We start from the raw sequence: 23,299 nt of genomic DNA on the forward strand, positions 1-23,299 counted from the left end.
CCCATGAAAATCACCAAACTCACCACGTTCATCGTTCCGCCGCGCTGGTGCTTCCTCAAGGTCGAGACCGACGAGGGCGTTGTCGGCTGGGGCGAGCCAGTGGTCGAAGGCCGCGCGCACACGGTTGCTGCCGCGGTGGAAGAGCTTTCCGACTACCTGATCGGCAAGGACCCGCGCAACATCGAGGACATCTGGACCGTGCTGTACCGCGGCGGCTTCTACCGCGGCGGCGCGATCCACATGAGTGCGTTGGCCGGCATCGATCAGGCGTTGTGGGACATCAAGGGCAAGGCGCTGGGGGTGTCGGTCAGTGACCTGCTCGGCGGTCAGGTGCGTGACAAGATTCGCGTCTATTCGTGGATTGGCGGTGATCGGCCCGCCGATACGGCGCGCGCCGCGAAGGAGGCGGTAGAGCGCGGTTTTACTGCGGTGAAAATGAATGGCACCGAAGAGCTGCAGTTTCTCGACACCTTCGACAAGGTCGACCTGGCGCTGGCCAACGTGGCCGCTGTGCGTGATGCCGTTGGGCCGAATGTCGGCATTGGTGTGGACTTCCATGGCCGGGTTCACAAGCCAATGGCCAAGGTGCTGATGAAGGAGCTGGACCCTTACAAGCTGATGTTCATCGAAGAACCGGTGCTCAGCGAGAACTATGAAGCACTGAAGGAGTTGGCACCGCTGACCAGTACGCCGATTGCGCTGGGCGAACGGCTGTTCTCGCGCTGGGACTTCAAGCGCGTGTTGAGCGAAGGCTACGTCGACATCATCCAGCCCGATGCCTCGCATGCCGGTGGCATTACCGAAACCCGCAAGATCGCCAACATGGCCGAAGCCTACGACGTCGCGCTGGCGCTGCATTGCCCGCTGGGGCCTATCGCGCTGGCAGCGTGCCTGCAACTGGACGCGGTTTGCTACAACGCCTTCATCCAGGAGCAGAGCCTGGGTATTCACTACAACGAAAGCAACGACCTGCTCGATTACGTCAAGCACCCGGAAGTCTTCGACTACGACCAAGGCATGGTCAAGATCCCCAACGGCCCCGGCCTGGGCATCGAGATCAACGAAGAGTACGTCATCGAACGCGCCGCCATCGGCCACCGCTGGCGCAACCCGATCTGGCGGCATGCGGATGGCAGTTTTGCAGAGTGGTAGAACAACAACTCCGCTAACCATCGTTTCGGCGCCCTGCGCTCTTCGCCATACATAAGCCCTGAAGAGCCCGGAAAATGGGCGTTCAGGCTTCTGCCCGCAGGGCGTAGGAGCGAACACGTTCGCTCCCACGGCCTTTGGCCAGAATCAAAAGCGCACTGGTGCATAACGATGAGCGCTCTGCGCGGGAACGAGAACCGGCGTGCCTTCAGCTCAGTTATATCGAAACACAGACCTCAATAAATCCAACAAGAGGCTACATTCCATGCGCACTCGAACTCTGGAGGGTGCGGCATCCCTGGTGACGCCGTCCCGCAAACGTTTCTTTATCATGGTGCTGCTGTTCATCACGGTGGTGATCAACTACCTGGACCGCAGCAACCTGTCGATTGCCGCACCAGCGCTGACCTCCGAACTGGGCCTTGACCCGGTGCATGTCGGGCTGATCTTTTCTGCGTTCGGCTGGACCTACGCCGCCATGCAACTGCCCGGTGGCTGGCTGGTGGACCGCGTGCCACCACGCATTCTCTACACCGCAGCCCTGCTGCTGTGGTCCATCGCGACCATCATGCTCGGCTTCGCCGCCAGCTTCATCGCCCTGTTCGTACTGCGCATGGCGGTCGGCGCGCTGGAAGCACCTGCCTATCCGATCAACAGCCGCGTAGTCACCACCTGGTTTCCCGAGCGCGAGCGGGCCACTGCCATCGGCGTCTATACCTCCGGGCAGTTCGTCGGCCTGGCGTTTCTGACCCCGGTGCTGGCCTGGTTGCAGGCGCACTACGGCTGGCACATGGTGTTTGTCGCCACAGGGGGAGTCGGCGTGCTGTGGGCGTTGATCTGGTACACGGTGTATCGCGAGCCACGTGATTTCAAAGGCGTCAATCAGCAGGAAATCGAGCTGATCCAGGAGGGCGGCGGGCTGGTGGACATCCAGAAGGATGTCGAAAAACAGAAGCAGGCGTTCAGCTGGCTGGACCTGGGCATTGTGTTGAGCAAACGCAAGCTGTGGGGCATCTACCTGGGGCAGTTCTGCCTGAACTCCACGCTGTGGTTTTTCCTGACCTGGTTCCCGACCTACCTGGTGAAATACCGGGGCATGGACTTCATCAAGTCCGGCCTGCTGGCGTCGTTGCCGTTCCTCGCCGCGTTTGTCGGTGTGTTGTGCTCGGGCTTCTTCTCCGACTGGCTGATCCGCCGCGGGCATAGCGTAGGCTTTGCGCGCAAGCTGCCAATCATTGCCGGGCTGCTGATCTCGACCTCGATCATCGGTGCCAACTTCGTCGACTCGACGCCGCTGGTGATCACCTTTCTGGCGCTGGCGTTCTTCGGCAACGGCCTGGCGTCGATCACCTGGTCGCTGGTCTCGACCCTGGCACCGGCGCGCCTGCTGGGCCTGACCGGTGGCACGTTCAACTTCATCGGCAACCTCTCAGCCATCGCCACCCCGATCGTGATCGGCTTTCTGGCATCGGGAGACTCGTTCGCGCCTGCCATCACCTACATTTCGGCCCTGGCACTGTTGGGCGCGCTGTCCTACATCCTGCTGGTAGGGAAAGTGGAGCGTATCGAGCTCTGATGTCGACGCCTCTGGACTCAGGCGGCGATAATGCCGCCGGTTTTCGATCCGAACCCTTTTGATCCGAGCAAGGCCTCTCATGCACAACGATTCGATCACCCCTGAAAAAATCATCGGCAAGGATTCCGTACCCACCGGGACTCAGACCTTGCTGCGCGGGCTGGGGGTGGTGCAGGCGGTTGCCGGTGGCGCACGGGACCTCAAGGAGATCGCCCGGCTGATCGGCACCACGCGCAGTACCACGCACCGCCTGGCCAGTTGCCTGGTCGAGGAGCGTTACCTGCGGGTCGTTCCTCAGGTGGGCTATCTGCTTGGCCCGAAATTGATCGAGCTGGGGTTTCAGGCGCGTGAAGAGGTGCCCCTGGCGATGCTCGCCCGGCCGTATCTGGATCGCTTGTCGGAGCTGACCGGCGATACCGTGCATCTGGCAGTGCGGGAAGGGGACGACGTGCTCTATCTGCACAAGAATCCCGGTCGCAATGGTCCGGAAATGCGTTCGCGGGTCGGGCATCGGATGCCGCTGGTGCGCACCGGTATCGGCAAGGCGCTGCTGCTGGACAGTGCTCAGTCCGAGTGGCAACGGCTGTATGAAATCAGCATGCCGAGCACAGGTAGAAATCCGCTATGGCCTGCTCATGAGCAGCAAACCTGGGAGCAGTTGAAGGCGCGGCGCGAGGAGTATGTACAAGGGGGGTATGCATTCGATCTGGAGGACAACGAACCGTCGATCCGTTGTGTTGCAGCGCCGGTACGTGATGCCAGCAAACAGATCGTTGCCGGCATCAGTGTCGCCAGTACCGTGCCCTACATGCCGCTGGAGAAGATGGCCGAGCTGGTTCCGCTGATCAAAACCATCGCAGCGGAACTCTCGGCCGATCTCGGCGGCTGATCGGCAGTCGATCAGGCCTTCAGCGTGGCCATGTCGATCACGAAGCGGTACTTCACGTCACCGGCCAGCATGCGCTCGTAGGCTTCGTTGATGTTGCGAATATCGAGCATCTCGATGTCGCAGGTGATGTCGTTCTCGGCACAGAAATCCAGTACTTCCTGAGTTTCCGCGATACCGCCGATCAACGAACCGGCCAGCACGCGACGGCTCATCACCAGATTGGCTGCATGTACCGGCGGCTCGACCGGCTCGATCAGGCCGACGAGGATATGTACGCCATCGAAACGCAGGGTTTCCAGGTAGGGGTTCAGGTCATGCTGGACCGGAATGGTGTCGAGCAGGAAGTCGAAGTGCCCGGCAGCAGCCTTCATCTGTTCAGCGTCGGTGGATACGATCACATGATCGGCGCCCTGGCGACGCGCTTCCTGCGCCTTGGCGGCGGAACGAGTGAACAGGGTCACTTCAGCGCCCATGGCCTTGGCGAACTTGATGCCCATATGGCCCAGGCCGCCCATGCCCAGAATGCCGACCTTGTCGCCAGCCTTGACGCCGTAGTGCTTGAGCGGCGAATAAGTGGTGATACCTGCGCAGAGAATCGGTGCAGCGGCGGCCGGATCGAGTTTTTCCGGGACGCGCACGACAAAGTGCTCGGCGACCACGATGCTGTTCGAGTAACCGCCCATGGTGTTGCTGCCGTCCACGCGGTCTGGCGTGGCGTAAGTCATGGTCGGGCCTTCCAGGCAATACTGCTCGAGGTCCGATTTGCAAGCCGAGCATTCGCGGCACGAATCGACCATGCAGCCGACACCGACCATGTCACCGACCTGGTACTGGGTTGCACTGCTGCCGGTGGCAGTGACACGACCGACGATTTCATGGCCCGGCATCAGCGGGTAGACGGCGATGCCCCATTCGTTGCGTGCCTGGTGAATATCGGAGTGGCAGACGCCGCAATAAAGGATTTCGATGGCAACGTCGTCGGCACGCAGAGCGCGACGTTCGAAGGTCATCGGGGCGAGGGGTGCGGTAGCTGACTGTGCGGCGTAACCGATAGCTGTGTACATGTTTGACCTCGCAAGGTGTGACGGAAGAGAGGCGAACCATTGTCCTGATACGGGCCCTTCGCGGCTATGGTGAATCCTCCGTGTTTCATGCCTATTCCTCCGGTCTGATAGTTCGGGGTCGGCGCTGAGGCGCAAATCTGCGATGATATGACTGTCTGTTTCTCTGTCAGGCGGTGCTCATGAACTTACCTGTTGTGCTGGATGGCAATGCCACCCTTGTGTCCCTGATCCAGCCGCTGGCGTTGCGCCCGGGGTTTGTCGCGACGCCGTTGCCGGAGGTACGTGTGCTTTCGGCGTTTGGTTATGTCGCCAGCAGCCCGCAGATCTACGAGCCAAGCCTGATGATCGTGGTACAGGGCAGCAAGGTCGCGTGCCTGGGGCCGCGCACGTTCGAATACGGCACCGGGCATTACCTGATTCAGGCGCTCTCTGTGCCGTTCAAGTGTGAAACCTTCGCTACTCCGGAAAAGCCGCTTTACGGCGTTTCAGTGGCCATCGACCGGGTATTGCTCGGTGAGCTGGTGCAGGCGATGGGCCCGGTCACCGGCCAGGAGAGTCAGGTGCAGACGCCGGAATCGATGACCTCGGTGCGTATCGACAACAGCATGCGCGACAGTGTCGAGCGTCTGCTGCGTTGTCTGCATGATCCGCTGGAGTGTCAGGCCATGGGCCAGGCACGGATTCGCGAGGTGCTGTATAGCGCGCTGCGTGGACCGCAGTCAGGGGTTTTGCGTGCGCTGGTCGAGCAGCAGGGGCAGTTCGCACGAATTGCTTCTGCGGTGACCTACCTGCATGAGCATTATGATCACGCACTGAACGTCGACACGCTGGCCAGTTGCGCGAACATGAGCACGTCGACCTTTCATGAGCATTTCAAGCGCAGCACGCTGTTGTCGCCGGTGCAATACCTCAAGCGTCTGCGCCTGCTCAAGGCTCAGCAATTGCTGGTGGCCGAGGGCCTGGGGGTGGCGCAGGTCGCGCTCAAGGTCGGCTATCAAAGCGCGTCGCAGTTCAGTCGTGAATACAAGCGCTACTTCGAGCGCAGCCCGGGGGAGGAGAGCAGCAATCTGCGTGTCCCTGCCTGAATAAAAAAAGCCCCGAAAGGGGCTTTCTCTATTGAGGCTTGCTGCGGCTCATTACATATTCGGGTAAGTAGGTCCGCCAGCGCCTTCCGGTGCTACCCAGGTGATGTTCTGCGACGGGTCCTTGATGTCGCAGGTCTTGCAGTGCACGCAGTTCTGCGCGTTGATCTGGAAGCGCTTCTCGCCGTCTTCCTTGGTGATGACTTCATACACGCCAGCCGGGCAGTAACGCTGAGCCGGCTCGTCGTACAGCGGCAGGTTCTTGCTGATCGGGATGCTCGGATCGGTCAGCTTCAGGTGGCAGGGTTGTTCCTCTTCATGATTGGTGCTGGAGAGGAACACCGAACTGAGCTTGTCGAAGCTGAGCTTGCCGTCGGGTTTCGGGTAATCGATCTTCTTCGAGTCGGCTGCCAGCTTGAGGCAGGCGTAATCCGGCTTGGTGTCGTGCAGCGTGAACGGCAGCTTGCCGCCGAAAATGTTCTGATCGATGAAGTTGAATGCGCCACCCTTGATCGCGCCATATTTATGGATCGCCACGCCAAAGTTGCGGCTGGCGAACAGTTCTTCATGCAGCCAGCTGGCCTTGAAGGCATCCACGTAGGAAGTCAGCACGTCGCCACCTTCCTTACCGGCCAGCAGCGCGTCGGCCACCGAATCGGCGGCCAGCATGCCCGACTTCATGGCCGTATGGCTGCCCTTGATCTTGGCGAAGTTCAGCGTGCCCAGATCGCAGCCGATCAGCGCGCCGCCGGGGAAGACCATTTTCGGCAGGGAGTTCAAGCCACCCTTGGCAATCGCGCGGGCGCCGTAGCTGATGCGCTTGCCGCCTTCCAGGTATTGCTTGACGACCGGGTGGTGCTTGTAGCGCTGGAACTCGTCGAACGGCGACAGGTACGGGTTGCTGTAGGACAGGTCGACGATCAGGCCGACCACTACCTGATTGTTCTCCAGGTGGTACAGGAACGAGCCGCCCGGATTGGCATCGTCCAGCGGCCAGCCTGCGGTGTGCACCACCAGCCCTTGTTCATGTTTGGCCGGGTCGACTTCCCAGATTTCCTTGAGGCCGATAGCGTAATGCTGCACGTCGGCTTCGTCGTCGAGGTTGAAGCGCTTGAGCAGCTGCTTGCCGATGTGACCACGGCAGCCTTCGGCGAACAGCGTGTACTTGGCGCGCAGTTCCATGCCGGGGGTGTACAGGCCTTCCTTCGGATTGCCTTCGCGGTCGACACCCAGATCCCCGGTGACGATGCCGCGCACTACACCGTTTTCGTCGAACAGCGCTTCCTGAGCGGCAAAGCCAGGATAGATTTCGACACCGAGGTTTTCAGCCTGCTGAGCCAGCCAGCGGCACAGGTTGCCCAGCGAGATGATGTAGTTGCCATGGTTGTGCATGGTCTTGGGGACGAAAAAGTCCGGTATTTTCTGAGCTTTTTCAGCATCGCGCAGCACATAGATGTCGTCGCGCTTGACCGGCGTGTTGAGCGGAGCGCCCAGTTCCTGCCAGTTGGGGAACAGTTCATTCAGCGCGCGGGGCTCGAATACGGCACCGGAGAGGATGTGCGCGCCGACTTCGGAGCCTTTTTCCACCACGCAGACGCTGATTTCCTGGCCAGCTTCAGCGGCCTTCTGTTTAAGGCGGCAAGCGGCAGAAAGCCCGGACGGGCCGGCTCCGACGATAACGACGTCGAATTCCATGTATTCGCGTTCCACAGGCTATCTCCTACTCTCAAGGCTCACGGTGTTTTTATGGGCACTGCTTTTTTGGTCGCTGCAGGCCGACGCATGGAGGTATTGAACCGTCCCGTCTTTTAATGGTTCGCATTATATCTACACCACTGCGCGGGTCCAATACAAACGTTTGTTTGAATCGGCCGCAGGCCAGATAAATCAAAGACACCAGACTCGGAACTGGCCGATTTGGCGTATTGACCGGAAAAGGCGTTGCGGTCAATATACGGGCGGTTTTGCGTTTGCCGTAGGCTGAAACGAGGTTTCCGGATTGCGGGCAATCTCTCAAAAGGCATCAGGCAGACGCGCTGCAGGCAACAGGTCAACGTCGCACGGCGCATTTTACACACCCAGCCGCTGCTTGACGGGTGACTCCCGGCTTTTATATGGCTTTTTAAAGTCGTCCGGGTGGCCTGCACGCATTGCGATTGCTTGTTGAGGACACATATCGATCGCCTGGTGCCGCCGGGCGACTTCTTTTCACCGGAGAGTGAGGAATCCATGAAGGTTCTTGTAGCTGTCAAACGAGTGGTCGACTACAACGTCAAGGTTCGCGTCAAGGCGGACAACTCCGGCGTCGATCTTGCCAACGTCAAAATGTCCATGAACCCGTTTTGCGAAATCGCCGTTGAAGAGGCTGTTCGCCTTAAAGAGAAGGGTGTAGCCACCGAAATCGTCGTCGTCACCATCGGTCCGACCACGGCTCAGGAGCAACTGCGTACCGCCCTGGCGCTGGGTGCTGACCGCGCCGTGCTGGTCGAGTCCGCCGAGGAGCTGACTTCTCTGGCCGTGGCCAAGCTGCTCAAGGCCGTGGTCGACAAGGAGCAGCCACAGCTGGTGATCCTTGGCAAACAGGCCATCGACAGTGATAACAACCAGACCGGCCAGATGCTGGCTGCGTTGAGCGGCTACCCGCAGGGTACGTTCGCATCCAAGGTTGAAGTGACCGGTGACAAGGTTGCCGTGACCCGCGAAATCGACGGCGGCCTGCAGACCGTTTCCCTGAGCCTGCCAGCCATCGTGACCACGGACCTGCGTCTGAACGAGCCACGCTACGCTTCACTGCCCAACATCATGAAGGCCAAGAAAAAGCCGCTCGAAGTGTTGACCCCGGAGGCGCTGGGCGTTTCCACGGCCTCGACCAACAAGACCCTCAAGGTTGAAGCGCCGGCTGCACGCAGCGCCGGCATCAAGGTCAAGTCGGTGGCCGAACTGGTCGAGAAACTGAAAAACGAAGCGAAGGTAATCTAAATGACGATCCTGGTTATCGCTGAACACGACAACGCGACCGTAGCCCCGGCTACGCTCAACACCCTTGCTGCTGCCCAGAAGATCGGCGGTGACATCCATTTGCTGGTGGCCGGGTCCGGCGTGAGCGCCGTTGCCGACGCCGCCGCCAAAATTGCCGGTGTGACGAAAGTGCTGGTGGCCGACCACGAAGCCTACGCGCACCAACTGCCTGAAAACATCGCACCGCTGGTCGTGGAGCTGGCTGCAGGCCATAGCCATGTTCTGGCTGCGGCAACGTCCAATGGCAAGAACATCCTGCCGCGCGTCGCTGCTCAGTTGGATGTCGATCAGATCTCCGAGATCGTTTCGGTGGTTTCCGCTGACACCTTCACTCGTCCTATCTATGCCGGTAATGCCATCGCCACCGTACAGTCGACGGCTGCGGTCAAGGTCATTACCGTACGTGCCACCGGCTTCGACCCGGTGGCTGCAGAGGGTGGCTCGGCCGCTGTCGAGGCGGTGTCGGCTGCTCACGATGCCGGCAAGTCCAGCTTCGTCGGTGAAGAACTGGCCAAATCCGATCGTCCGGAACTGACCGCGGCCAAGATCGTCGTTTCCGGTGGTCGCGGCATGCAGAACGGCGACAACTTCAGGCACCTGTACACGCTGGCCGACAAGCTCGGTGCGGCAGTGGGTGCTTCCCGAGCTGCGGTCGATGCCGGTTTCGTACCCAACGACATGCAGGTCGGTCAGACCGGCAAGATCGTTGCTCCTCAGCTGTACATCGCAGTCGGTATTTCCGGCGCCATTCAGCATCTGGCCGGTATGAAGGATTCCAAGGTGATCGTTGCGATCAACAAGGATGAAGAGGCGCCGATCTTCCAGGTCGCCGATTACGGTCTGGTGGCTGACTTGTTCGAAGCCATCCCCGAGCTGGAGAAGCTGGTTTAAGCCACGCGCTTCCACTATAAAGAGAACCCGTTCCATTCGGGGTTTGCGCACCAGCGGTTTACGGTGCGCCTGCCTGGATGAAGCGGGTTTTTTATTGCGTATCAAAAGGACTTTTCATGGTGCATTCCCGGCTGCTGTCTTCGCTTCTCCTCGGGCTGATCACGCTGCCGACGCTGGCATCCGCCGCAGGCAAGTGCGAGCGTCTGATCGTGACCGGCAGTCCGGACGCGCCGCCGTATCTGTGGCGTGATCCCCAGGATCCGCGCCATCTGATGGGGGCCAATGCCGATCTGCTCACCCAGGCGGCAGGCGAGCTGGGTATCAAGGTCGAATTTCTGTATGGCGGCAAGCGCAGTCAGGCGCTCGAAGAGGTGCGCACCGGGCGCATGGACCTGCTGGCTGACGCGCCATTGAATGCCGCACAACTCGAAGCGCTGGATTACATTCATCCGCCGATCGTGCAGAACGAGATCATGGTCTGGACGCGTCACGATCACAGCGTGCCGTTCAACGCCGTGAGCGAGCTGCAGGGCCATCCCGGCGCCATGTCGGAAAAGACCCGCCTGACGCCTTCCTTCGAGGTGCTGGCCAGACAGAATCTGACCCTGGAGCGCCTGCCCGCACTCACACCTGCCTTTCAGAAGCTGGCATTGGGTGAGGTGGATTACGTGCTTGCCGGGCGTTATGCCGGTATGGTCATGGTGCAGACGCTGGGTCTTTCCAACGACCTGACGGCACAGCCTCTACCGGTCGATACGCCGGGTTTCTATCTGGCCTTGTCGTTCAACTCGGCCTGCAATGAACCATGGTTGCGCGGACAGCTGGCGAAAAAGATGACAGAATCGGCCGCCTCTGGCCTTGCGGGCGATGTCATCAGGCACAACCTGGAGTTGTGGAGAGCCCAACTGTTGCAACCCGCCAGCGCCAGCGCACCCAACAAGTAGGGATGTTTTTGTGAGTATTCGTTTTTCAATTGCCGTCATGGCAGTCGCCACGCTGGCCGGTTGCGCCAGTGATCCGGTACCAACCGAGCAGTTCAAGCTGACCGAGCAGGCGCTGGAGCAGGCCAAGGCGGTCGGCGCGAGTGATGATCAACCCGAGATGGAAGTCGCTCAGGCAGGGTTTGCCGAAGCCCGCGCTTCCATGGCAAGCCATGCCTACAAGGACGCGCGTATGAAAGCCGAGCAGGCCGAGCTTGATGCGCGCCTGGCTGAAGCGCGAGTGTTGACCCTCAAGAGCCAGGAGCAGGTCAATCAGTTGAATACCCGCCTCAATCGCTTGCGCAAGCAGCTGGGGGAGGCGCAATGAAGCGTATTCCGCGTGTCCTGAGTGTGTGTCTGTTGCTGGGTGCGGCTGGCCTTTATGGTTGTGCCGGTCACCAGGACAGCGGCCAGGCGTTGCAGCAGGCCAGTGCCGACTTCCAGAAGGTCAAGGAAGATACCGATGTGCTGCGCAGTGCACCCAAGGATGTCATTCGTGCGGGTGAATCGCTGGCTCGCGCCGAGCGTCTGTCCAGTTACCTGGGGAGTGGCGCCGATGTCGCTCACTACGCCTACCTCAGCAGCCGCTACAGCGAGATCGCGCGTGAGCACAGCAACCTGATGCTGAGTCAGGAGCGTCTGGCGAAAATGGACATGGAACGTCAGCGTATGCAGTTGGCACTGCGCGAAGCCAAGTTGGCCAGCGCCCAGCAGCAGGGCCGTTGGCTGGAGGATCAGATCCTCAGCCTGGCCACCACCGAAACCGACCGCGGGCTGGTCATGACCCTGGGCGATGTGCTGTTCGACGCCGGACATGCCGAGCTGAAAAACTCGGCCAGCCGTACCATTCTCAAGGTTGTGCAGTTTCTGCAGATCAATCCGCGCCGAGTGGTCCGCATCGAAGGCTATACCGACAGCACGGGCGATCGTCAGGAAAACCTGAAGCTCTCGAAAGACCGGGCGCAAGCAGTCGCTGATGTGCTGATGGACCTGGGCATCGACGAAAAACGCATTCAGGTCGAAGGCTATGGCCAGGAGTTTCCTGTGAATGCCAATACCTCCGAGCGGGGCCGCGCGCAAAACAGGCGTGTCGAGATCGTTTTCTCGGACGAAAAAGGTCAGCTGGGCGCAGCTCGCTGATAAATAGACGATGAAAAGCCCGATGCCGGAAACGGCCTCGGGCTTTTTTGTCTTTAATCGCATTGATTATGGCGTTTCTGCCCGCGTTTATTTTCACTCAGCAGCCATCAATGCTGGCCTGTCTTCAAACTGTTCCCGTACACTTCCGATCTGTGCCGGTTATTACGCATCTGTATTTTCAAAAATAATAAATCACCGGTCTTTTCGAGGCTGTGTCATGACCAATCTCTTGCTCTACCAGCGTATCGCTCAGCAGTTGGCCGAAGACATCCGCCGTGGTGTGTATCAGCCCGGCGAGCGTGTGCCGTCCGTTCGCAAAATGAGTTCGCAGCTCAACGTCAGCCATGCGACTGTATTGCAGGCTTACGCGAACCTTGAAGACCAGGGGCTGATCCGGGCGCGTCCTCAATCCGGCTACTACGTCCATCAAACGCCCGCGCTGACAGCGTCCACCCCGGATATCGCGCGGGTCGAGCGGCCCGGCCTGGTCACACGCAGCAGCATTATCCAGCAAGTGCTCGAAGAGTCGCGCCGCGAAGGCGTATTCGCCCTAGGGGCTGCCGTGCCTCATGTGGATTACTTGCCGGTGCGCGCGCTGCATCAGCAGCTGGCCAAGGTCACGCGTTTTCACAGCCCACGGGCCTTCAGTTACATGTTCAGCCCTGGCTTCGAACCCTTGCGCAGGCAGGTCGCGATCCGCATGCGCGACGCCGGTGTAGTGGTCGACCCGTCAGAAGTGGTCATCACTCACGGCTGCGTGGATGCGCTGCAGATGGCCCTGCGGGTGCTGACCCGGCCCGGCGATCTGATAGCCGCCGAATCACCGGCTTATTACGGGTTGCTGCAACTTGCCGACCTGCTGGGTTTGAAAGTCATCGAAATTCCCAGTGATCCGGCCACCGGCATCAGTCTTGAAGCCTTGCAACTGGCGGCCAATCAATGGTCCATCAAGGCCCTGGTGCTGACCTCACGGCTGAGCAATCCACTGGGCGGCACCATGCCCGAGGAGCGGCAGAAAAACCTGCTGCGGCTGACCTCGGATTTCGATATCCAGGTGGTTGAAGACGACGTCTACGGCGAGTTGATGTTCGAAGTAGGGCGGACCAAGGCGCTCAAGTCCTTCGACCGGCTGGGGAGGGTGATTTACTGCTCAAGCTTCTCCAAGACCTTGTCACCGGGTGTGCGCATCGGCTGGATGATAGCCGGCAAATACCAGGCGGAAATTCAGCGCCTGCAGACCTTCAGTACTCACTCTGCGTGCAGTGTCACGCAAATGGCCGTCGCCGCGTACCTCGAAAACGGCGGCTATGATCGGCACCTGCGCTTCATTCGGCTCGAATATCGCAAGAACCTCAGTGCGTATCAGCTGGCGGTGCAGCAGTTCTTTCCCGAAGGCACGCAGATGAGCCGTCCCGCAGGGGGCTTTATCCTCTGGGTCAGTCTGCCGGGCAGGGTCAATACCCAGGAATTGCACGTGCGTGCGCTCGAGCAGGGCATCAGCATTGCACCCGGGCTGATTTTCAGTAATACCGAGCAGTTCAATCACTGTATTCGTTTGAATTGCGGCATGAAATGGAACAAGGAAGCCGAGCGGGCATTGATGACATTGGGGATTCTGGCCAAGCAGTTATGTCAGGAAGCTGTCTAGGCTTATTGATTGGCAAAGATATTTGTCAATTCTTCGGAACTCTTGTCTTGTCAGGTTGGCCTCAAAAGGACAGCATGTGTTTCTTTCCGGCTTTTTGCCACTGTCTTGCCTGACTTTTTGCCTATGAATGTTTTTCGCTGTCTCGGATTGCTTGTCGTCGTACTTCTGAGTGGTTGTGACGCTCCGGATACCTCTGTGCCCAAACCCAAGACCGAGGCGGTCATCACCGCGCCGGTATCGCCCGAGGTGCATCTGAAGACCGAGGCACCTGCGGAGGCAGCCGCCACCGATGCCAGGCAAATCAAGGCGCCGGACACCATGCATCAGCTGATGCCGGGGGTGCCAGTCGTGCCTGTGGTGGTCGGAAAGGAAAAGTCAGAACCTGCAGCACCCCAAAGCGCCAAATCGGCGGCGTCCGAAAAAGCGTCTTCCAAGGTCGCGGCAGCCAAGGCGCCTGCGAGCAAGCGCAAGAACGCCAAGGATGCCAAGACGGCCAGCGTCAAGGATGTGCGAATCAAATCGCCCAAGCTGGACCTGAGCCTGCCTCCCGAACTGGTCAAGGAACTCGACCCGCCTGCCAAGGTGATTACCAGCAAGCGCAAGCCGATATTGCCGCAGATGTTCAGCGACAAGGGCGACTCTGCGAACCCTGGTCCGTTCGAGCTCGAAGGGCGATTGCTGACCAACGAAATGCAATTGCAGATGCGCAACGAAAACCGTCGCGACGTGGAAGGCGCTGCGCTGGACTTCAAATTCAAGCAGTAAGCCCTGCCTGTCGTCCGATACAGCGTTTTCAAACAGACGTTTTGACGGTTAATATCCTTCCTCTTTTTCAATTTTCACAAAAGGGTGTCTGGTCATGGACTGCCGTTCCGGTTGTGGAGCGTGCTGCATAGCGCCTTCCATAACGTCTCCCATACCCGGTATGCCCGACGGAAAGCCTGCAGGCGAGCGTTGTCTGCACCTGTCGGTCGAGTTTTTGTGCGCCTTGTTTGGCAGGGCTGAGCGGCCCGCCGTATGCAGTCAGTTCAAGGCGGCAGAGGATGTCTGCGGTGTCGACCAGGCGGATGCCATTCGCCTGATCGGTTGGTGGGAAAAAGCCACTGCGGTGGCCTGAAAAAGTGTTTTCGAGCACAAATGCTTCTTCGGAACTTCAAAACAAGGAATAAAACAATGGGTCCGCTGTATCGCATGGCTGTTGCTTGTGGTTTGACTGTAATGCTTGCCGGAACGGCGCAGGCTGAAGAGTGGAAAGAGGTCAAGAATCAGGAGGGCATCAAGGTTTCGTTGAGCGACGTGCCCGGGTCTGATTACAAGGCTTATCAGGGTATAGCGCTGATCAATGCCAGCGTGAGCAAGTTGCGCGCGCTTCAGGAGGATGTCACGGGCGCCTGCGCCTGGATTCATGAGTGCAAGTTGCAGAAAGTGCTCAAGCACGAAGGCAACAAGACCTGGACCTACAGCCAGTTCAACACTCCCTGGCCAGTGACGCCCCGCGATTCCGTGCTGTTGATCACCACTCAGGAAGGCCCTGACGGGAGTGTTACCCGTAATCTTGAAGAGCAGCCTTCGTACATCCCCGAAGAGAAGGGCTATGTGCGCGTAACCGAGGTCAAGGGCTTCTGGAAAATGGTGCCCAAAGGGCCGAACCAGACTGAAGTGACCTATCAGGTTCATACCGAGCCGGGTGGCAGTGTGCCTTCGATGCTGGCCAACAAGTTCGTTGTCGATGCGCCGTTCAACACCTTGAAAGCCCTCAGGGAGCGTGCTGCGCAAACCCCATGATGTGCATCGGATAACGCGCACAAAAAAGGGCTGCCAATGGCAGCCCTTTTTTTGCGTGTGGCGCTTACTTGCGGTCTTGCAGGGCGACGATGTCGCGTTGCACGTTGCCGGTGTACAGCTGGCGAGGGCGACCGATCTTGTAGGGGCTGGAGAGCATTTCCTTCCAGTGCGAGATCCAGCCGACAGTCCGCGCCAGGGCGAAGATCACGGTGAACATGCTGGTCGGAATGCCGATGGCCTTGAGGATAATGCCCGAGTAGAAGTCGACGTTCGGGTACAGCGAGCGCTCGATGAAGTACGGGTCGGTCAGGGCGATCTCTTCGAGGCGCATGGCCAGTTCGAGTTGAGGATCGTTGGTGATGCCCAGCTCTTTCAGCACTTCGTCGCAGGTCTGCTTCATTACGGTGGCGCGCGGGTCACGGTTCTTGTACACGCGGTGACCGAAGCCCATGAGCTTGAACGGATCGTTCTTGTCCTTGGCCTTGGCAATGAACGTGTCGATGTTCGACACGTCGCCGATTTCATCGAGCATGGTCAGTACCGCTTCGTTGGCTCCGCCGTGGGCAGGGCCCCAGAGCGCTGCGATACCGGCTGCGATACAGGCGAACGGGTTGGCACCCGAAGAGCCCGCCATGCGTACGGTGGAGGTCGACGCGTTCTGCTCGTGATCGGCGTGGAGGATGAAGATCTTGTCCATCGCCTTGGCCAGCACCGGGCTGATCGGTTTGATCTCGCACGGGGTGTTGAACATCATGTGCAGGAAGTTTTCCGCGTAGCTGAGGTCGTTGCGCGGGTACATCATGGGTTGACCCATGGAGTACTTGTAGACCATCGCTGCCAAGGTCGGCATCTTGGCGACCAGACGGACTGCGGAAATCTCGCGGTGCTGCGGGTTATTGATGTCCAGCGAGTCGTGGTAGAACGCCGACAGGGCGCCGACTACGCCACACATGACGGCCATCGGGTGGGCGTCACGGCGGAAACCGTTGAAGAAGGTCTTGAGTTGTTCGTGAACCATCGTGTGGTTCTTGACCACGGCCACGAACTGGGCTTTCTGCTCGGCGGTGGGCAGTTCACCGTTGAGCAGCAGGTAGCAGGTCTCGAGGTAGTCGGACTGCTCGGCCAGTTGTTCGATCGGGTAGCCGCGGTGTAGCAGAATGCCATTATCACCATCGATGTAGGTGATCTTCGAATCGCAAGAGGCCGTGGACATGAAACCAGGGTCAAATGTGAAGCGGCCGGTGGCGGTCAGGCCGCGTACGTCGATCACGTCCGGACCCACTGTACCGGTCAGAATTGGCAGCTCGACGGGGGCAGCGCCCTCGATGATCAACTGCGCTTTTTTGTCAGCCATGTGGCCTCCTATTTATGCTTCAAATCATCAGACAGGCCCCCCACGCAGGGCCCGCATCACTATAGTGAGATAAATTCTAAAGTCAATTTGCCTAAAGTCGTGTTCCGCAAGGGCTCGACCGTGGATTTTTCAGACGGTTTACTGCCATTTACGCCTTTTGTCGCGGCAACGCAATCCGCTATTGGCGGTACGTCTGCGCGTTGTCATTAGTAACCTAACTGTCTATACTCGGCGTCCGACCGCCAGAGGCTTTTGGCCTGTTTCAAGGGGGTCGTCACTTCCTGGGTGGTGGGTACCTGACCAGTGCACTTCCCAACAACTTGCCCTGATTGTTAGGGGCTCTTCAGTGTGAAAAAAAGCCGTGAATAGCCAACGACCTGTAAATCTAGACCTAAGGACCATCAAGCTCCCAGTCACCGCTTACACGTCCATCCTTCACCGCATCTCCGGTGTCATCCTCTTTGTCGGTATTGCAATCATGCTGTATGCAATGGACAAGTCGCTGGCCTCCGAAGAGGGATTTGGTGAAGTCAAGGCGTATATGACCAGTCCGCTGGCCAAGCTGATCATCTGGGGACTTCTGTCTGCCCTGCTGTACCACCTGGTGGCCGGTATTCGTCACCTCATCATGGACTCGGGGGTAGGCGAGACGCTTGAAGGCGGAAAGCTGGGCTCCAAAATCGTTATCGCGGTTTCCGTGATTCTGATTCTTCTGGCGGGAGTATGGATATGGTAACCAACGTCACCAACCTGTCGCGTTCGGGCCTCTATGACTGGATGGCTCAGCGTGTCTCCGCAGTCGTGCTCGCGGCTTATTTCATTTTCCTGATCGGTTACATGGTCTTTCACCCGGGTCTGAGCTACGCCCAATGGCATGGTCTGTTCGCTCACAACGGAATGCGTATCTTCAGTCTCCTGGCCCTCGTTGCCCTTGGCGCTCACGCCTGGGTCGGCATGTGGACCATCGCGACCGACTACCTGACGCCGATGGCGCTGGGCAAGTCCGCAACTGCAGTACGTTTCCTGTTCCAGGCGGTATGCGGCGTTCTGATGTTCGCCTACTTCGTCTGGGGCGTGCAGATTCTTTGGGGTATCTGATCCATGGCTAACATTAATGCGCTTTCTTTCGACGCCATCATCATTGGTGGTGGCGGTGCCGGCATGCGCGCTGCGCTGCAGCTCGCCCAGGGCGGTCACAAGACTGCCGTGGTCACCAAGGTTTTCCCGACCCGCTCGCACACCGTATCCGCGCAGGGTGGCATCACCTGTGCAATCGCCTCCGCCGATCCGAACGATGACTGGCGCTGGCACATGTACGATACCGTCAAGGGCTCCGACTACATCGGTGACCAGGACGCTATCGAATACATGTGTTCCGTAGGTCCGGAAGCGGTCTTCGAGCTCGAGCACATGGGCCTGCCGTTCTCCCGTACCGAGCAGGGCCGTATCTACCAGCGTCCGTTCGGTGGCCAGTCCAAGGACTTCGGCAAGGGCGGGCAGGCTGCCCGTACCTGCGCTGCCGCCGACCGTACCGGTCACGCACTGCTGCACACCCTGTATCAGGCCAACCTGAAGGCAGGCACTGTATTCCTCAACGAATACTATGCAGTGGATCTGGTAAAGAACAACGACGGCGCCTTTGTCGGCATCATCGCAATCTGCATCGAGACAGGCGAAACCTCGTACATCCGCGCCAATGCAACCGTGCTGGCGACTGGCGGTGCAGGCCGTATCTACTCGTCGACCACCAATGCCCTGATCAATACCGGTGACGGTATCGGCATGGCGCTGCGTGCCGGTGTACCTGTTCAGGACATCGAAATGTGGCAGTTCCACCCGACCGGTATTGCCGGTGCAGGTGTACTGGTCACCGAAGGTTGCCGCGGTGAAGGCGGTTACCTGATCAACAAGCACGGTGAGCGTTTCATGGAGCGTTATGCTCCGAACGCCAAGGACCTTGCCGGTCGTGACGTTGTGGCACGTTCCATGGTCAAGGAAATCATTGCCGGTAACGGCTGTGGTCCCGATGGCGATCACGTGATGCTCAAGCTCGATCACCTTGGCGAAGAAGTGCTGCACAGCCGTCTGCCAGGGATCATGGAGCTGTCCAAGACCTTTGCTCACGTCGATCCTGCGACCGCTCCGATCCCTGTCGTACCAACCTGCCACTATATGATGGGCGGCGTTGCCACCAACATTCATGGTCAGGCGATCACTCAGGATGCGGCGGGCGTCGATCAGATCATTCCAGGTCTGTTCGCGGTAGGTGAAGTGGCTTGCGTATCGGTTCACGGCGCAAACCGTCTGGGCGGCAACTCGCTGCTCGATCTGGTGGTGTTCGGCCGCGCTGCGGGTATCCACCTCGAGCAGGCGCTGCGTGAAGGCGTCGATTATGCGCGCGCTTCCGAGTCCGACATCGATGCTGCCCTCGCGCGCCTTGCCGGCCTGAACGAACGCACCACCGGTGAAGACGTCGCGTCCCTGCGTAAAGAACTGCAGAGCTGCATGCAGAACTACTTCGGTGTATTCCGTACTGGCGAATACATGCAGAAGGGTATTGCCCAGCTGGCTGATCTGCGCGTGCGTATCGCCAACGTCAAGATCAACGACAAGAGCCAGGCGTTCAACACCGCCCGTATCGAAGCGCTTGAACTGCAAAACCTGCTGGAAGTTGCCGAAGCCACGGCGATTGCTGCAGAGCATCGTAAAGAGTCCCGCGGCGCTCACGCTCGCGAAGACTTCGAAGATCGCGACGACGAGAACTGGTTGTGCCACACCCTGTATTTCCCGGGTGACAAGCGCGTGACCAAGCGTGCCGTGAACTTCTCGCCGAAGACTGTTCCGACTTTTGAACCCAAGATTCGGACTTATTAAGGGGTGGCCGATATGTTGCAAGTCAGTGTTTATCGTTACAACCCTGAGCAGGACGCCGCGCCGTTCATGCAGGAGTTTCAGGTCGATACCGGTGGCAAGGACCTGATGGTGCTGGACGTGCTCGCCCTGGTCAAAGAACAGGATCAGGGGTTCTCTTATCGTCGCTCATGCCGTGAAGGCGTGTGCGGTTCCGACGGCATGAATATCAACGGCAAGAACGGCCTGGCCTGCATCACGCCGCTGTCGGCTGTCGTTGCCAAGAACAAGCTGATCGTACGTCCGCTGCCTGGTTTGCCGGTTATTCGTGACCTGGTCGTCGATATGAGCATCTTCTACAAGCAGTACGAGAAGGTGAAGCCGTTCCTGCAGAACGACACGCCGGCTCCGGCCATCGAACGTCTGCAAACACCGGAAGAGCGCGAAAAGCTCGATGGTCTGTACGAGTGCATCCTGTGCGCTTGCTGCTCGACTTCCTGCCCGTCCTTCTGGTGGAACCCCGACAAGTTCCTGGGTCCTGCTGCACTGCTGCAAGCCTACCGTTTCCTGGCTGACAGCCGTGATACCCGCACCAGTGAGCGTCTGGCTTCGCTTGATGATCCGTTCAGCGTATTCCGCTGCCGCGGCATCATGAACTGCGTCAACGTCTGTCCGAAGGGCCTTAACCCAACCAAGGCTATCGGTCACGTACGCAACATGCTGTTGCAGAACGGCGTCTGATTCATCGCTTTATCTGTTACACCGTTGTACTGAAGTGGCTACGGCGCAGGCTTCAACCGGCGCCGTAGTTTTAACCTGAGCAGTAGCTCGCAAAGCTGCGGCTCTTATTTTGAAGAAATGAGACCAGCAGGGGCATCCGGGCTGGTACCCGGACTATCTGCGTGATCCCTGGTGACTTGATACAGTCGCTGCACACGACTATTTCAGGATTGCTCTGGTGTCTTCGCCGGTGGTGTCCCCTTACCGAGGGTGACCAAGCATGCAAGAAAGCGTGATGCAGCGCATGTGGAACAGTGCCCACCTATCCGGTGGTAACGCTGCCTATGTGGAAGAGCTCTATGAGCTTTACCTGCACGACCCTAACGCTGTGCCAGAAGAATGGCGCACCTACTTTCAGAAGTTGCCAGCAGACGGCAGCTCTGCCACTGATGTATCGCACTCGACCATTCGCGATCATTTCGTGTTGCTGGCCAAAAACCAGCGCCGCGCTCAACCGGTGTCCGCCGGCAGTGTGAGCAGCGAACACGAGAAGAAGCAGGTTGAAGTGCTGCGACTGATCCAGGCATATCGGATGCGTGGCCACCAGGCTGCCCAACTCGATCCGCTGGGCCTGTGGCAGCGCCCTGCGCCTGCGGATCTTTCCATCAATCATTACGGCTTGACCAATGCCGATCTTGATACGACCTTCCGTGCCGGCGACCTGTTCATCGGCAAAGAGGAAGCGAGCCTACGCGAAATTCATGAAGCGTTGCAGCAGACATATTGTCGCACCATCGGTTCCGAGTTCACTCACATCGTGGATTCAGAGCAGCGCAACTGGTTCATGCAGCGTCTCGAGAGTGTTCGTGGCCGTCCGGTGTTCTCGGCTGACATTCAGAGCCACCTGCTCGAGCGTGTTACCGCAGCTGAAGGCCTCGAGAAATACCTGGGTACCAAATACCCGGGCACCAAGCGTTTCGGTCTGGAAGGCGGCGAAAGCCTGATTCCAATGCTGGACGAGCTGATTCAGCGTTCCGGGTCCTATGGCACCAAGGAAGTCGTGATCGGCATGGCCCACCGTGGCCGCCTCAACGTACTGGTGAACACCTTCGGCAAGAATCCTCGCGACCTGTTCGACGAGTTCGAAGGCAAGAAGAAAGTGGAACTGGGTTCCGGTGACGTCAAATACCACCAGGGCTTCTCTTCCAACGTCATGACCGCAGGCGGTGAGGTTCACCTCGCCATGGCCTTCAACCCGTCTCACCTGGAGATCGTGTCTCCGGTGGTCGAGGGGTCGGTGCGTGCGCGTCAGGATCGTCGCAACGATCCGAACGGCGACAAGGTTCTGCCGATTTCCCTCCACGGCGACGCGGCCTTTGCCGGCCAGGGCGTGGTCATGGAAACCTTCCAGATGTCGCAGACTCGCGGCTTCAAGACGGGCGGTACGATCCACATCGTCATCAACAACCAGGTGGGCTTCACCATCAGCAACCCGCTGGACTCGCGTTCTACCGAGTACGCCACCGACGTTGCCAAGATGATCCAGGCGCCGATCCTCCATGTGAATGGTGATGATCCGGAAGCCGTGATGTTCGTGACCCAGCTGGCCATCGATTACCGCATGCAGTTCAAGCGCGACATCGTGATCGATCTGGTCTGCTACCGTCGCCGTGGTCACAACGAAGCTGACGAGCCGAGCGGCACCCAGCCTTTGATGTATCAGCAGATCACCAAGCAGCGCACCACGCGCGAGCTGTATGCCGAGCATCTGATCAAGACCGGCGTTCTCGACGATGCCCGCGTTCAGGCCAAGGTCGACGACTACCGCAGCGCGCTGGACAACGGTCTGCACGTGGTGAAAAGTCTGGTCAAGGAGCCGAACAAGGAATTGTTCGTCGACTGGCGTCCATACCTGGGCCATGCCTGGACTGCGCGTCACGACACCCGCTTCGATCTCAAGACCCTGCAGGAACTGTCCGCCAAGCTCATGGAGCTGCCGGAAGGCTTCGTCGTGCAGCGTCAGGTTCAGAAAATCTACGAAGACCGCCAGAAGATGCAGGCCGGTGGCTTGCCGATCAACTGGGGTTACGCCGAAACCATGGCGTACGCCACACTGGCATTCGAAGGTCACCCGATCCGCATGACGGGGCAGGACATCGGTCGCGGTACGTTCTCGCACCGTCACGCCGTGCTGCACAACCAGAAAGACGCCGGGACCTATATCCCGCTGCAGAATCTGTACTCCGGTCAGCCACGTTTCGACCTGTACGACTCCTTCCTTTCGGAAGAGGCCGTACTGGCATTCGAATACGGTTATTCGACTACCCAGCCTGATGCGCTGGTTATCTGGGAAGCTCAGTTCGGCGACTTCGCCAACGGCGCTCAGGTGGTTGTCGACCAGTTCATCACCAGCGGCGAGCACAAGTGGGGCCGTCTGTGCGGTCTGACCATGCTGTTGCCTCATGGCTATGAAGGGCAGGGGCCAGAGCACTCGTCGGCCCGTCTGGAGCGTTACCTGCAATTGTGCGCCGAGCACAACATTCAGGTGTGCGTACCGACGACTCCGGCGCAGATCTATCACTTGTTGCGTCGTCAGGTCATCCGTCCGCTGCGCAAGCCGCTGATCGTGCTGACACCGAAGTCGCTGTTGCGTCACAAGCTGGCTGTTTCGACTCTGGAAGACTTGGCCGAAGGCTCGTTCCAGACCGTCATTCCGGAAATCGATACCCTCGATCCGGCCAAGGTCACGCGTCTGGTGCTGTGCAGCGGCAAGGTTTACTACGATCTCCTGGAAAAACGCCGTGCCGAAGGGCGTGAAGACATCGCCATCGTTCGCCTCGAGCAGCTGTATCCGTTCCCTGAAGATGATTTGATGGAAACCATCGCGCCTTATACCAACCTGCAGCATGTGGTCTGGTGTCAGGAAGAGCCGATGAACCAGGGTGCCTGGTACAGCAGCCAACACCATCTGCGTCGCAGCATGGGCAACCACAAACGTGAACTCGTTCTCGAGTACGCCGGTCGTGATGCTTCTGCCGCTCCAGCATGTGGTTACGCTTCGATGCACGCCGAGCAGCAGGAAAAACTGCTGCAAGATGCCTTCACTGTTTAACGCCTTCGAGCATTAGAAACCGAATTAAGGAATTACAGATA

21 protein-coding genes are annotated in these 23,299 nt (G+C 59.0%); 18 read left to right on the plus strand and 3 right to left on the minus strand.

The window, feature by feature from the left end; all coding sequences use genetic code 11:
* Positions 1–3 precede the first annotated feature (3 nt).
* The 3 genes from dgoD (at position 4) to LCH65_RS11335 (ending at position 3,614) form a co-directional block, all read left to right on the plus strand.
* A complete protein-coding gene (gene dgoD / locus LCH65_RS11325) occupies positions 4–1,152 on the plus strand; it encodes a galactonate dehydratase (RefSeq protein ID WP_003366667.1) in 1,149 nt (382 codons plus the stop codon).
* 262 nt (positions 1,153–1,414) lie between these two features.
* The gene (locus tag LCH65_RS11330) at positions 1,415–2,725 is read left to right on the plus strand and encodes an MFS transporter (RefSeq protein WP_044308408.1); all 1,311 of its coding nucleotides are present in this window, start codon (positions 1,415–1,417) and stop codon (positions 2,723–2,725) included.
* A gap of 79 nt (positions 2,726–2,804) precedes the next feature.
* Complete coding sequence (locus tag LCH65_RS11335) at positions 2,805–3,614, plus strand: IclR family transcriptional regulator (protein WP_058415978.1); 810 nt, start codon at positions 2,805–2,807, stop codon at positions 3,612–3,614.
* 11 nt (positions 3,615–3,625) lie between these two features.
* On the opposite strand, the gene LCH65_RS11340 is transcribed toward LCH65_RS11335, so the two are convergent.
* Positions 3,626–4,678 carry an NAD(P)-dependent alcohol dehydrogenase gene (locus LCH65_RS11340; protein WP_003366675.1) on the minus strand — a complete coding sequence of 351 codons (1,053 nt, stop codon included), beginning with the start codon at positions 4,676–4,678 and terminating at the stop codon, positions 3,626–3,628.
* Between the two features lie 179 nt (positions 4,679–4,857).
* Between LCH65_RS11340 and LCH65_RS11345 the strand changes: the two genes are divergently transcribed.
* Positions 4,858–5,763: an AraC family transcriptional regulator gene (locus LCH65_RS11345; protein WP_226439479.1), complete on the plus strand. Its 906-nt coding sequence runs from the start codon at positions 4,858–4,860 to the stop codon at positions 5,761–5,763.
* Between the two features lie 51 nt (positions 5,764–5,814).
* Here the strand turns inward: LCH65_RS11345 and LCH65_RS11350 are convergent, their stop codons facing one another.
* The gene (locus tag LCH65_RS11350; protein ID WP_003366679.1) at positions 5,815–7,470 is read right to left on the minus strand and encodes an electron transfer flavoprotein-ubiquinone oxidoreductase; all 1,656 of its coding nucleotides are present in this window, start codon (positions 7,468–7,470) and stop codon (positions 5,815–5,817) included.
* 519 nt (positions 7,471–7,989) lie between these two features.
* Between LCH65_RS11350 and LCH65_RS11355 the strand changes: the two genes are divergently transcribed.
* The 9 genes from LCH65_RS11355 to LCH65_RS11395 all read left to right on the plus strand — a co-directional run bounded on the left by LCH65_RS11355 (position 7,990) and on the right by LCH65_RS11395 (position 15,222).
* Complete coding sequence (locus LCH65_RS11355; RefSeq protein ID WP_003366681.1) at positions 7,990–8,739, plus strand: electron transfer flavoprotein subunit beta/FixA family protein; 750 nt, start codon at positions 7,990–7,992, stop codon at positions 8,737–8,739.
* Positions 8,740–9,669 carry an FAD-binding protein gene (locus LCH65_RS11360; protein ID WP_003366683.1) on the plus strand — a complete coding sequence of 310 codons (930 nt, stop codon included), beginning with the start codon at positions 8,740–8,742 and terminating at the stop codon, positions 9,667–9,669.
* A gap of 116 nt (positions 9,670–9,785) precedes the next feature.
* Entirely contained in the window at positions 9,786–10,613 is an 828-nt protein-coding gene (locus tag LCH65_RS11365; protein WP_226439480.1) for a transporter substrate-binding domain-containing protein, read from the plus strand.
* A gap of 10 nt (positions 10,614–10,623) precedes the next feature.
* Positions 10,624–10,977, plus strand: coding sequence for a DUF4398 domain-containing protein (locus LCH65_RS11370; protein WP_003433112.1), 354 nt, complete (start codon positions 10,624–10,626; stop codon positions 10,975–10,977).
* Positions 10,974–11,789, plus strand: coding sequence for an OmpA family protein (locus tag LCH65_RS11375; RefSeq protein ID WP_044308403.1), 816 nt, complete (start codon positions 10,974–10,976; stop codon positions 11,787–11,789). The genes LCH65_RS11370 and LCH65_RS11375 overlap by 4 nt, the downstream gene beginning before the upstream one ends.
* A gap of 217 nt (positions 11,790–12,006) precedes the next feature.
* Complete coding sequence (locus tag LCH65_RS11380) at positions 12,007–13,437, plus strand: PLP-dependent aminotransferase family protein (RefSeq protein WP_226439481.1); 1,431 nt, start codon at positions 12,007–12,009, stop codon at positions 13,435–13,437.
* A 123-nt stretch (positions 13,438–13,560) separates the two neighbouring features.
* Positions 13,561–14,202 carry a translation initiation factor 2 gene (locus LCH65_RS11385; RefSeq protein ID WP_072364648.1) on the plus strand — a complete coding sequence of 214 codons (642 nt, stop codon included), beginning with the start codon at positions 13,561–13,563 and terminating at the stop codon, positions 14,200–14,202.
* Positions 14,203–14,296: 94 nt separating this feature from the next.
* On the plus strand, positions 14,297–14,554 hold the full coding sequence (locus tag LCH65_RS11390; protein WP_003366694.1) for a YkgJ family cysteine cluster protein: 258 nt from the start codon (positions 14,297–14,299) through the stop codon (positions 14,552–14,554).
* Between the two features lie 56 nt (positions 14,555–14,610).
* Positions 14,611–15,222, plus strand: coding sequence for an START domain-containing protein (locus LCH65_RS11395; protein ID WP_003366696.1), 612 nt, complete (start codon positions 14,611–14,613; stop codon positions 15,220–15,222).
* A gap of 64 nt (positions 15,223–15,286) precedes the next feature.
* Here LCH65_RS11395 and gltA read toward each other — a convergent pair whose 3' ends face one another.
* Positions 15,287–16,576 carry a citrate synthase gene (gltA, locus tag LCH65_RS11400; protein ID WP_003366698.1) on the minus strand — a complete coding sequence of 430 codons (1,290 nt, stop codon included), beginning with the start codon at positions 16,574–16,576 and terminating at the stop codon, positions 15,287–15,289.
* A 361-nt stretch (positions 16,577–16,937) separates the two neighbouring features.
* Here gltA and sdhC point away from each other — a divergent pair, with 361 nt between their 5' ends.
* The 5 genes from sdhC (at position 16,938) to LCH65_RS11425 (ending at position 23,258) form a co-directional block, all read left to right on the plus strand.
* Positions 16,938–17,312, plus strand: coding sequence for a succinate dehydrogenase, cytochrome b556 subunit (sdhC, locus tag LCH65_RS11405; RefSeq protein WP_003423585.1), 375 nt, complete (start codon positions 16,938–16,940; stop codon positions 17,310–17,312).
* A complete protein-coding gene (sdhD, locus tag LCH65_RS11410) occupies positions 17,306–17,674 on the plus strand; it encodes a succinate dehydrogenase, hydrophobic membrane anchor protein (RefSeq protein WP_003316551.1) in 369 nt (122 codons plus the stop codon). The genes sdhC and sdhD overlap by 7 nt, the downstream gene beginning before the upstream one ends.
* A gap of 3 nt (positions 17,675–17,677) precedes the next feature.
* On the plus strand, positions 17,678–19,450 hold the full coding sequence (gene sdhA, locus LCH65_RS11415) for a succinate dehydrogenase flavoprotein subunit (protein ID WP_003419913.1): 1,773 nt from the start codon (positions 17,678–17,680) through the stop codon (positions 19,448–19,450).
* A gap of 12 nt (positions 19,451–19,462) precedes the next feature.
* Complete coding sequence (locus LCH65_RS11420; RefSeq protein ID WP_003343563.1) at positions 19,463–20,167, plus strand: succinate dehydrogenase iron-sulfur subunit; 705 nt, start codon at positions 19,463–19,465, stop codon at positions 20,165–20,167.
* Between the two features lie 259 nt (positions 20,168–20,426).
* Complete coding sequence (locus LCH65_RS11425; protein WP_003366703.1) at positions 20,427–23,258, plus strand: 2-oxoglutarate dehydrogenase E1 component; 2,832 nt, start codon at positions 20,427–20,429, stop codon at positions 23,256–23,258.
* The last annotated feature ends 41 nt before the right edge of the window (positions 23,259–23,299 follow it).

The organism is Pseudomonas sp. MWU16-30316 (genome assembly GCF_020515645.1).
GTDB classification, from domain to species: domain Bacteria; phylum Pseudomonadota; class Gammaproteobacteria; order Pseudomonadales; family Pseudomonadaceae; genus Aquipseudomonas; species Aquipseudomonas cerasi.

Bases quoted from the DNA above. Each gene is read 5' to 3' on its own strand.
- LCH65_RS11330 (WP_044308408.1), top strand. From the start codon at position 1,415: ATGCGCACTCGAACTCTGGAGGGTGCGGCATCCCTGGTGACGCCGTCC.
- LCH65_RS11360 (WP_003366683.1), top strand. From the start codon at position 8,740: ATGACGATCCTGGTTATCGCTGAACACGACAACGCGACCGTAGCCCCG.
- LCH65_RS11355 (WP_003366681.1), top strand. From the start codon at position 7,990: ATGAAGGTTCTTGTAGCTGTCAAACGAGTGGTCGACTACAACGTCAAG.
- LCH65_RS11380 (WP_226439481.1), top strand. From the start codon at position 12,007: ATGACCAATCTCTTGCTCTACCAGCGTATCGCTCAGCAGTTGGCCGAA.
- gltA (WP_003366698.1), bottom strand. From the start codon at position 16,576: ATGGCTGACAAAAAAGCGCAGTTGATCATCGAGGGCGCTGCCCCCGTC.
- LCH65_RS11365 (WP_226439480.1), top strand. From the start codon at position 9,786: ATGGTGCATTCCCGGCTGCTGTCTTCGCTTCTCCTCGGGCTGATCACG.
- LCH65_RS11395 (WP_003366696.1), top strand. From the start codon at position 14,611: ATGGGTCCGCTGTATCGCATGGCTGTTGCTTGTGGTTTGACTGTAATG.
- LCH65_RS11420 (WP_003343563.1), top strand. From the start codon at position 19,463: ATGTTGCAAGTCAGTGTTTATCGTTACAACCCTGAGCAGGACGCCGCG.
- LCH65_RS11345 (WP_226439479.1), top strand. From the start codon at position 4,858: ATGAACTTACCTGTTGTGCTGGATGGCAATGCCACCCTTGTGTCCCTG.
- LCH65_RS11375 (WP_044308403.1), top strand. From the start codon at position 10,974: ATGAAGCGTATTCCGCGTGTCCTGAGTGTGTGTCTGTTGCTGGGTGCG.
- dgoD (WP_003366667.1), top strand. From the start codon at position 4: ATGAAAATCACCAAACTCACCACGTTCATCGTTCCGCCGCGCTGGTGC.
- LCH65_RS11335 (WP_058415978.1), top strand. From the start codon at position 2,805: ATGCACAACGATTCGATCACCCCTGAAAAAATCATCGGCAAGGATTCC.
- LCH65_RS11390 (WP_003366694.1), top strand. From the start codon at position 14,297: ATGGACTGCCGTTCCGGTTGTGGAGCGTGCTGCATAGCGCCTTCCATA.
- sdhD (WP_003316551.1), top strand. From the start codon at position 17,306: ATGGTAACCAACGTCACCAACCTGTCGCGTTCGGGCCTCTATGACTGG.
- LCH65_RS11340 (WP_003366675.1), bottom strand. From the start codon at position 4,678: ATGTACACAGCTATCGGTTACGCCGCACAGTCAGCTACCGCACCCCTC.
- LCH65_RS11425 (WP_003366703.1), top strand. From the start codon at position 20,427: ATGCAAGAAAGCGTGATGCAGCGCATGTGGAACAGTGCCCACCTATCC.
- LCH65_RS11385 (WP_072364648.1), top strand. From the start codon at position 13,561: ATGAATGTTTTTCGCTGTCTCGGATTGCTTGTCGTCGTACTTCTGAGT.
- sdhA (WP_003419913.1), top strand. From the start codon at position 17,678: ATGGCTAACATTAATGCGCTTTCTTTCGACGCCATCATCATTGGTGGT.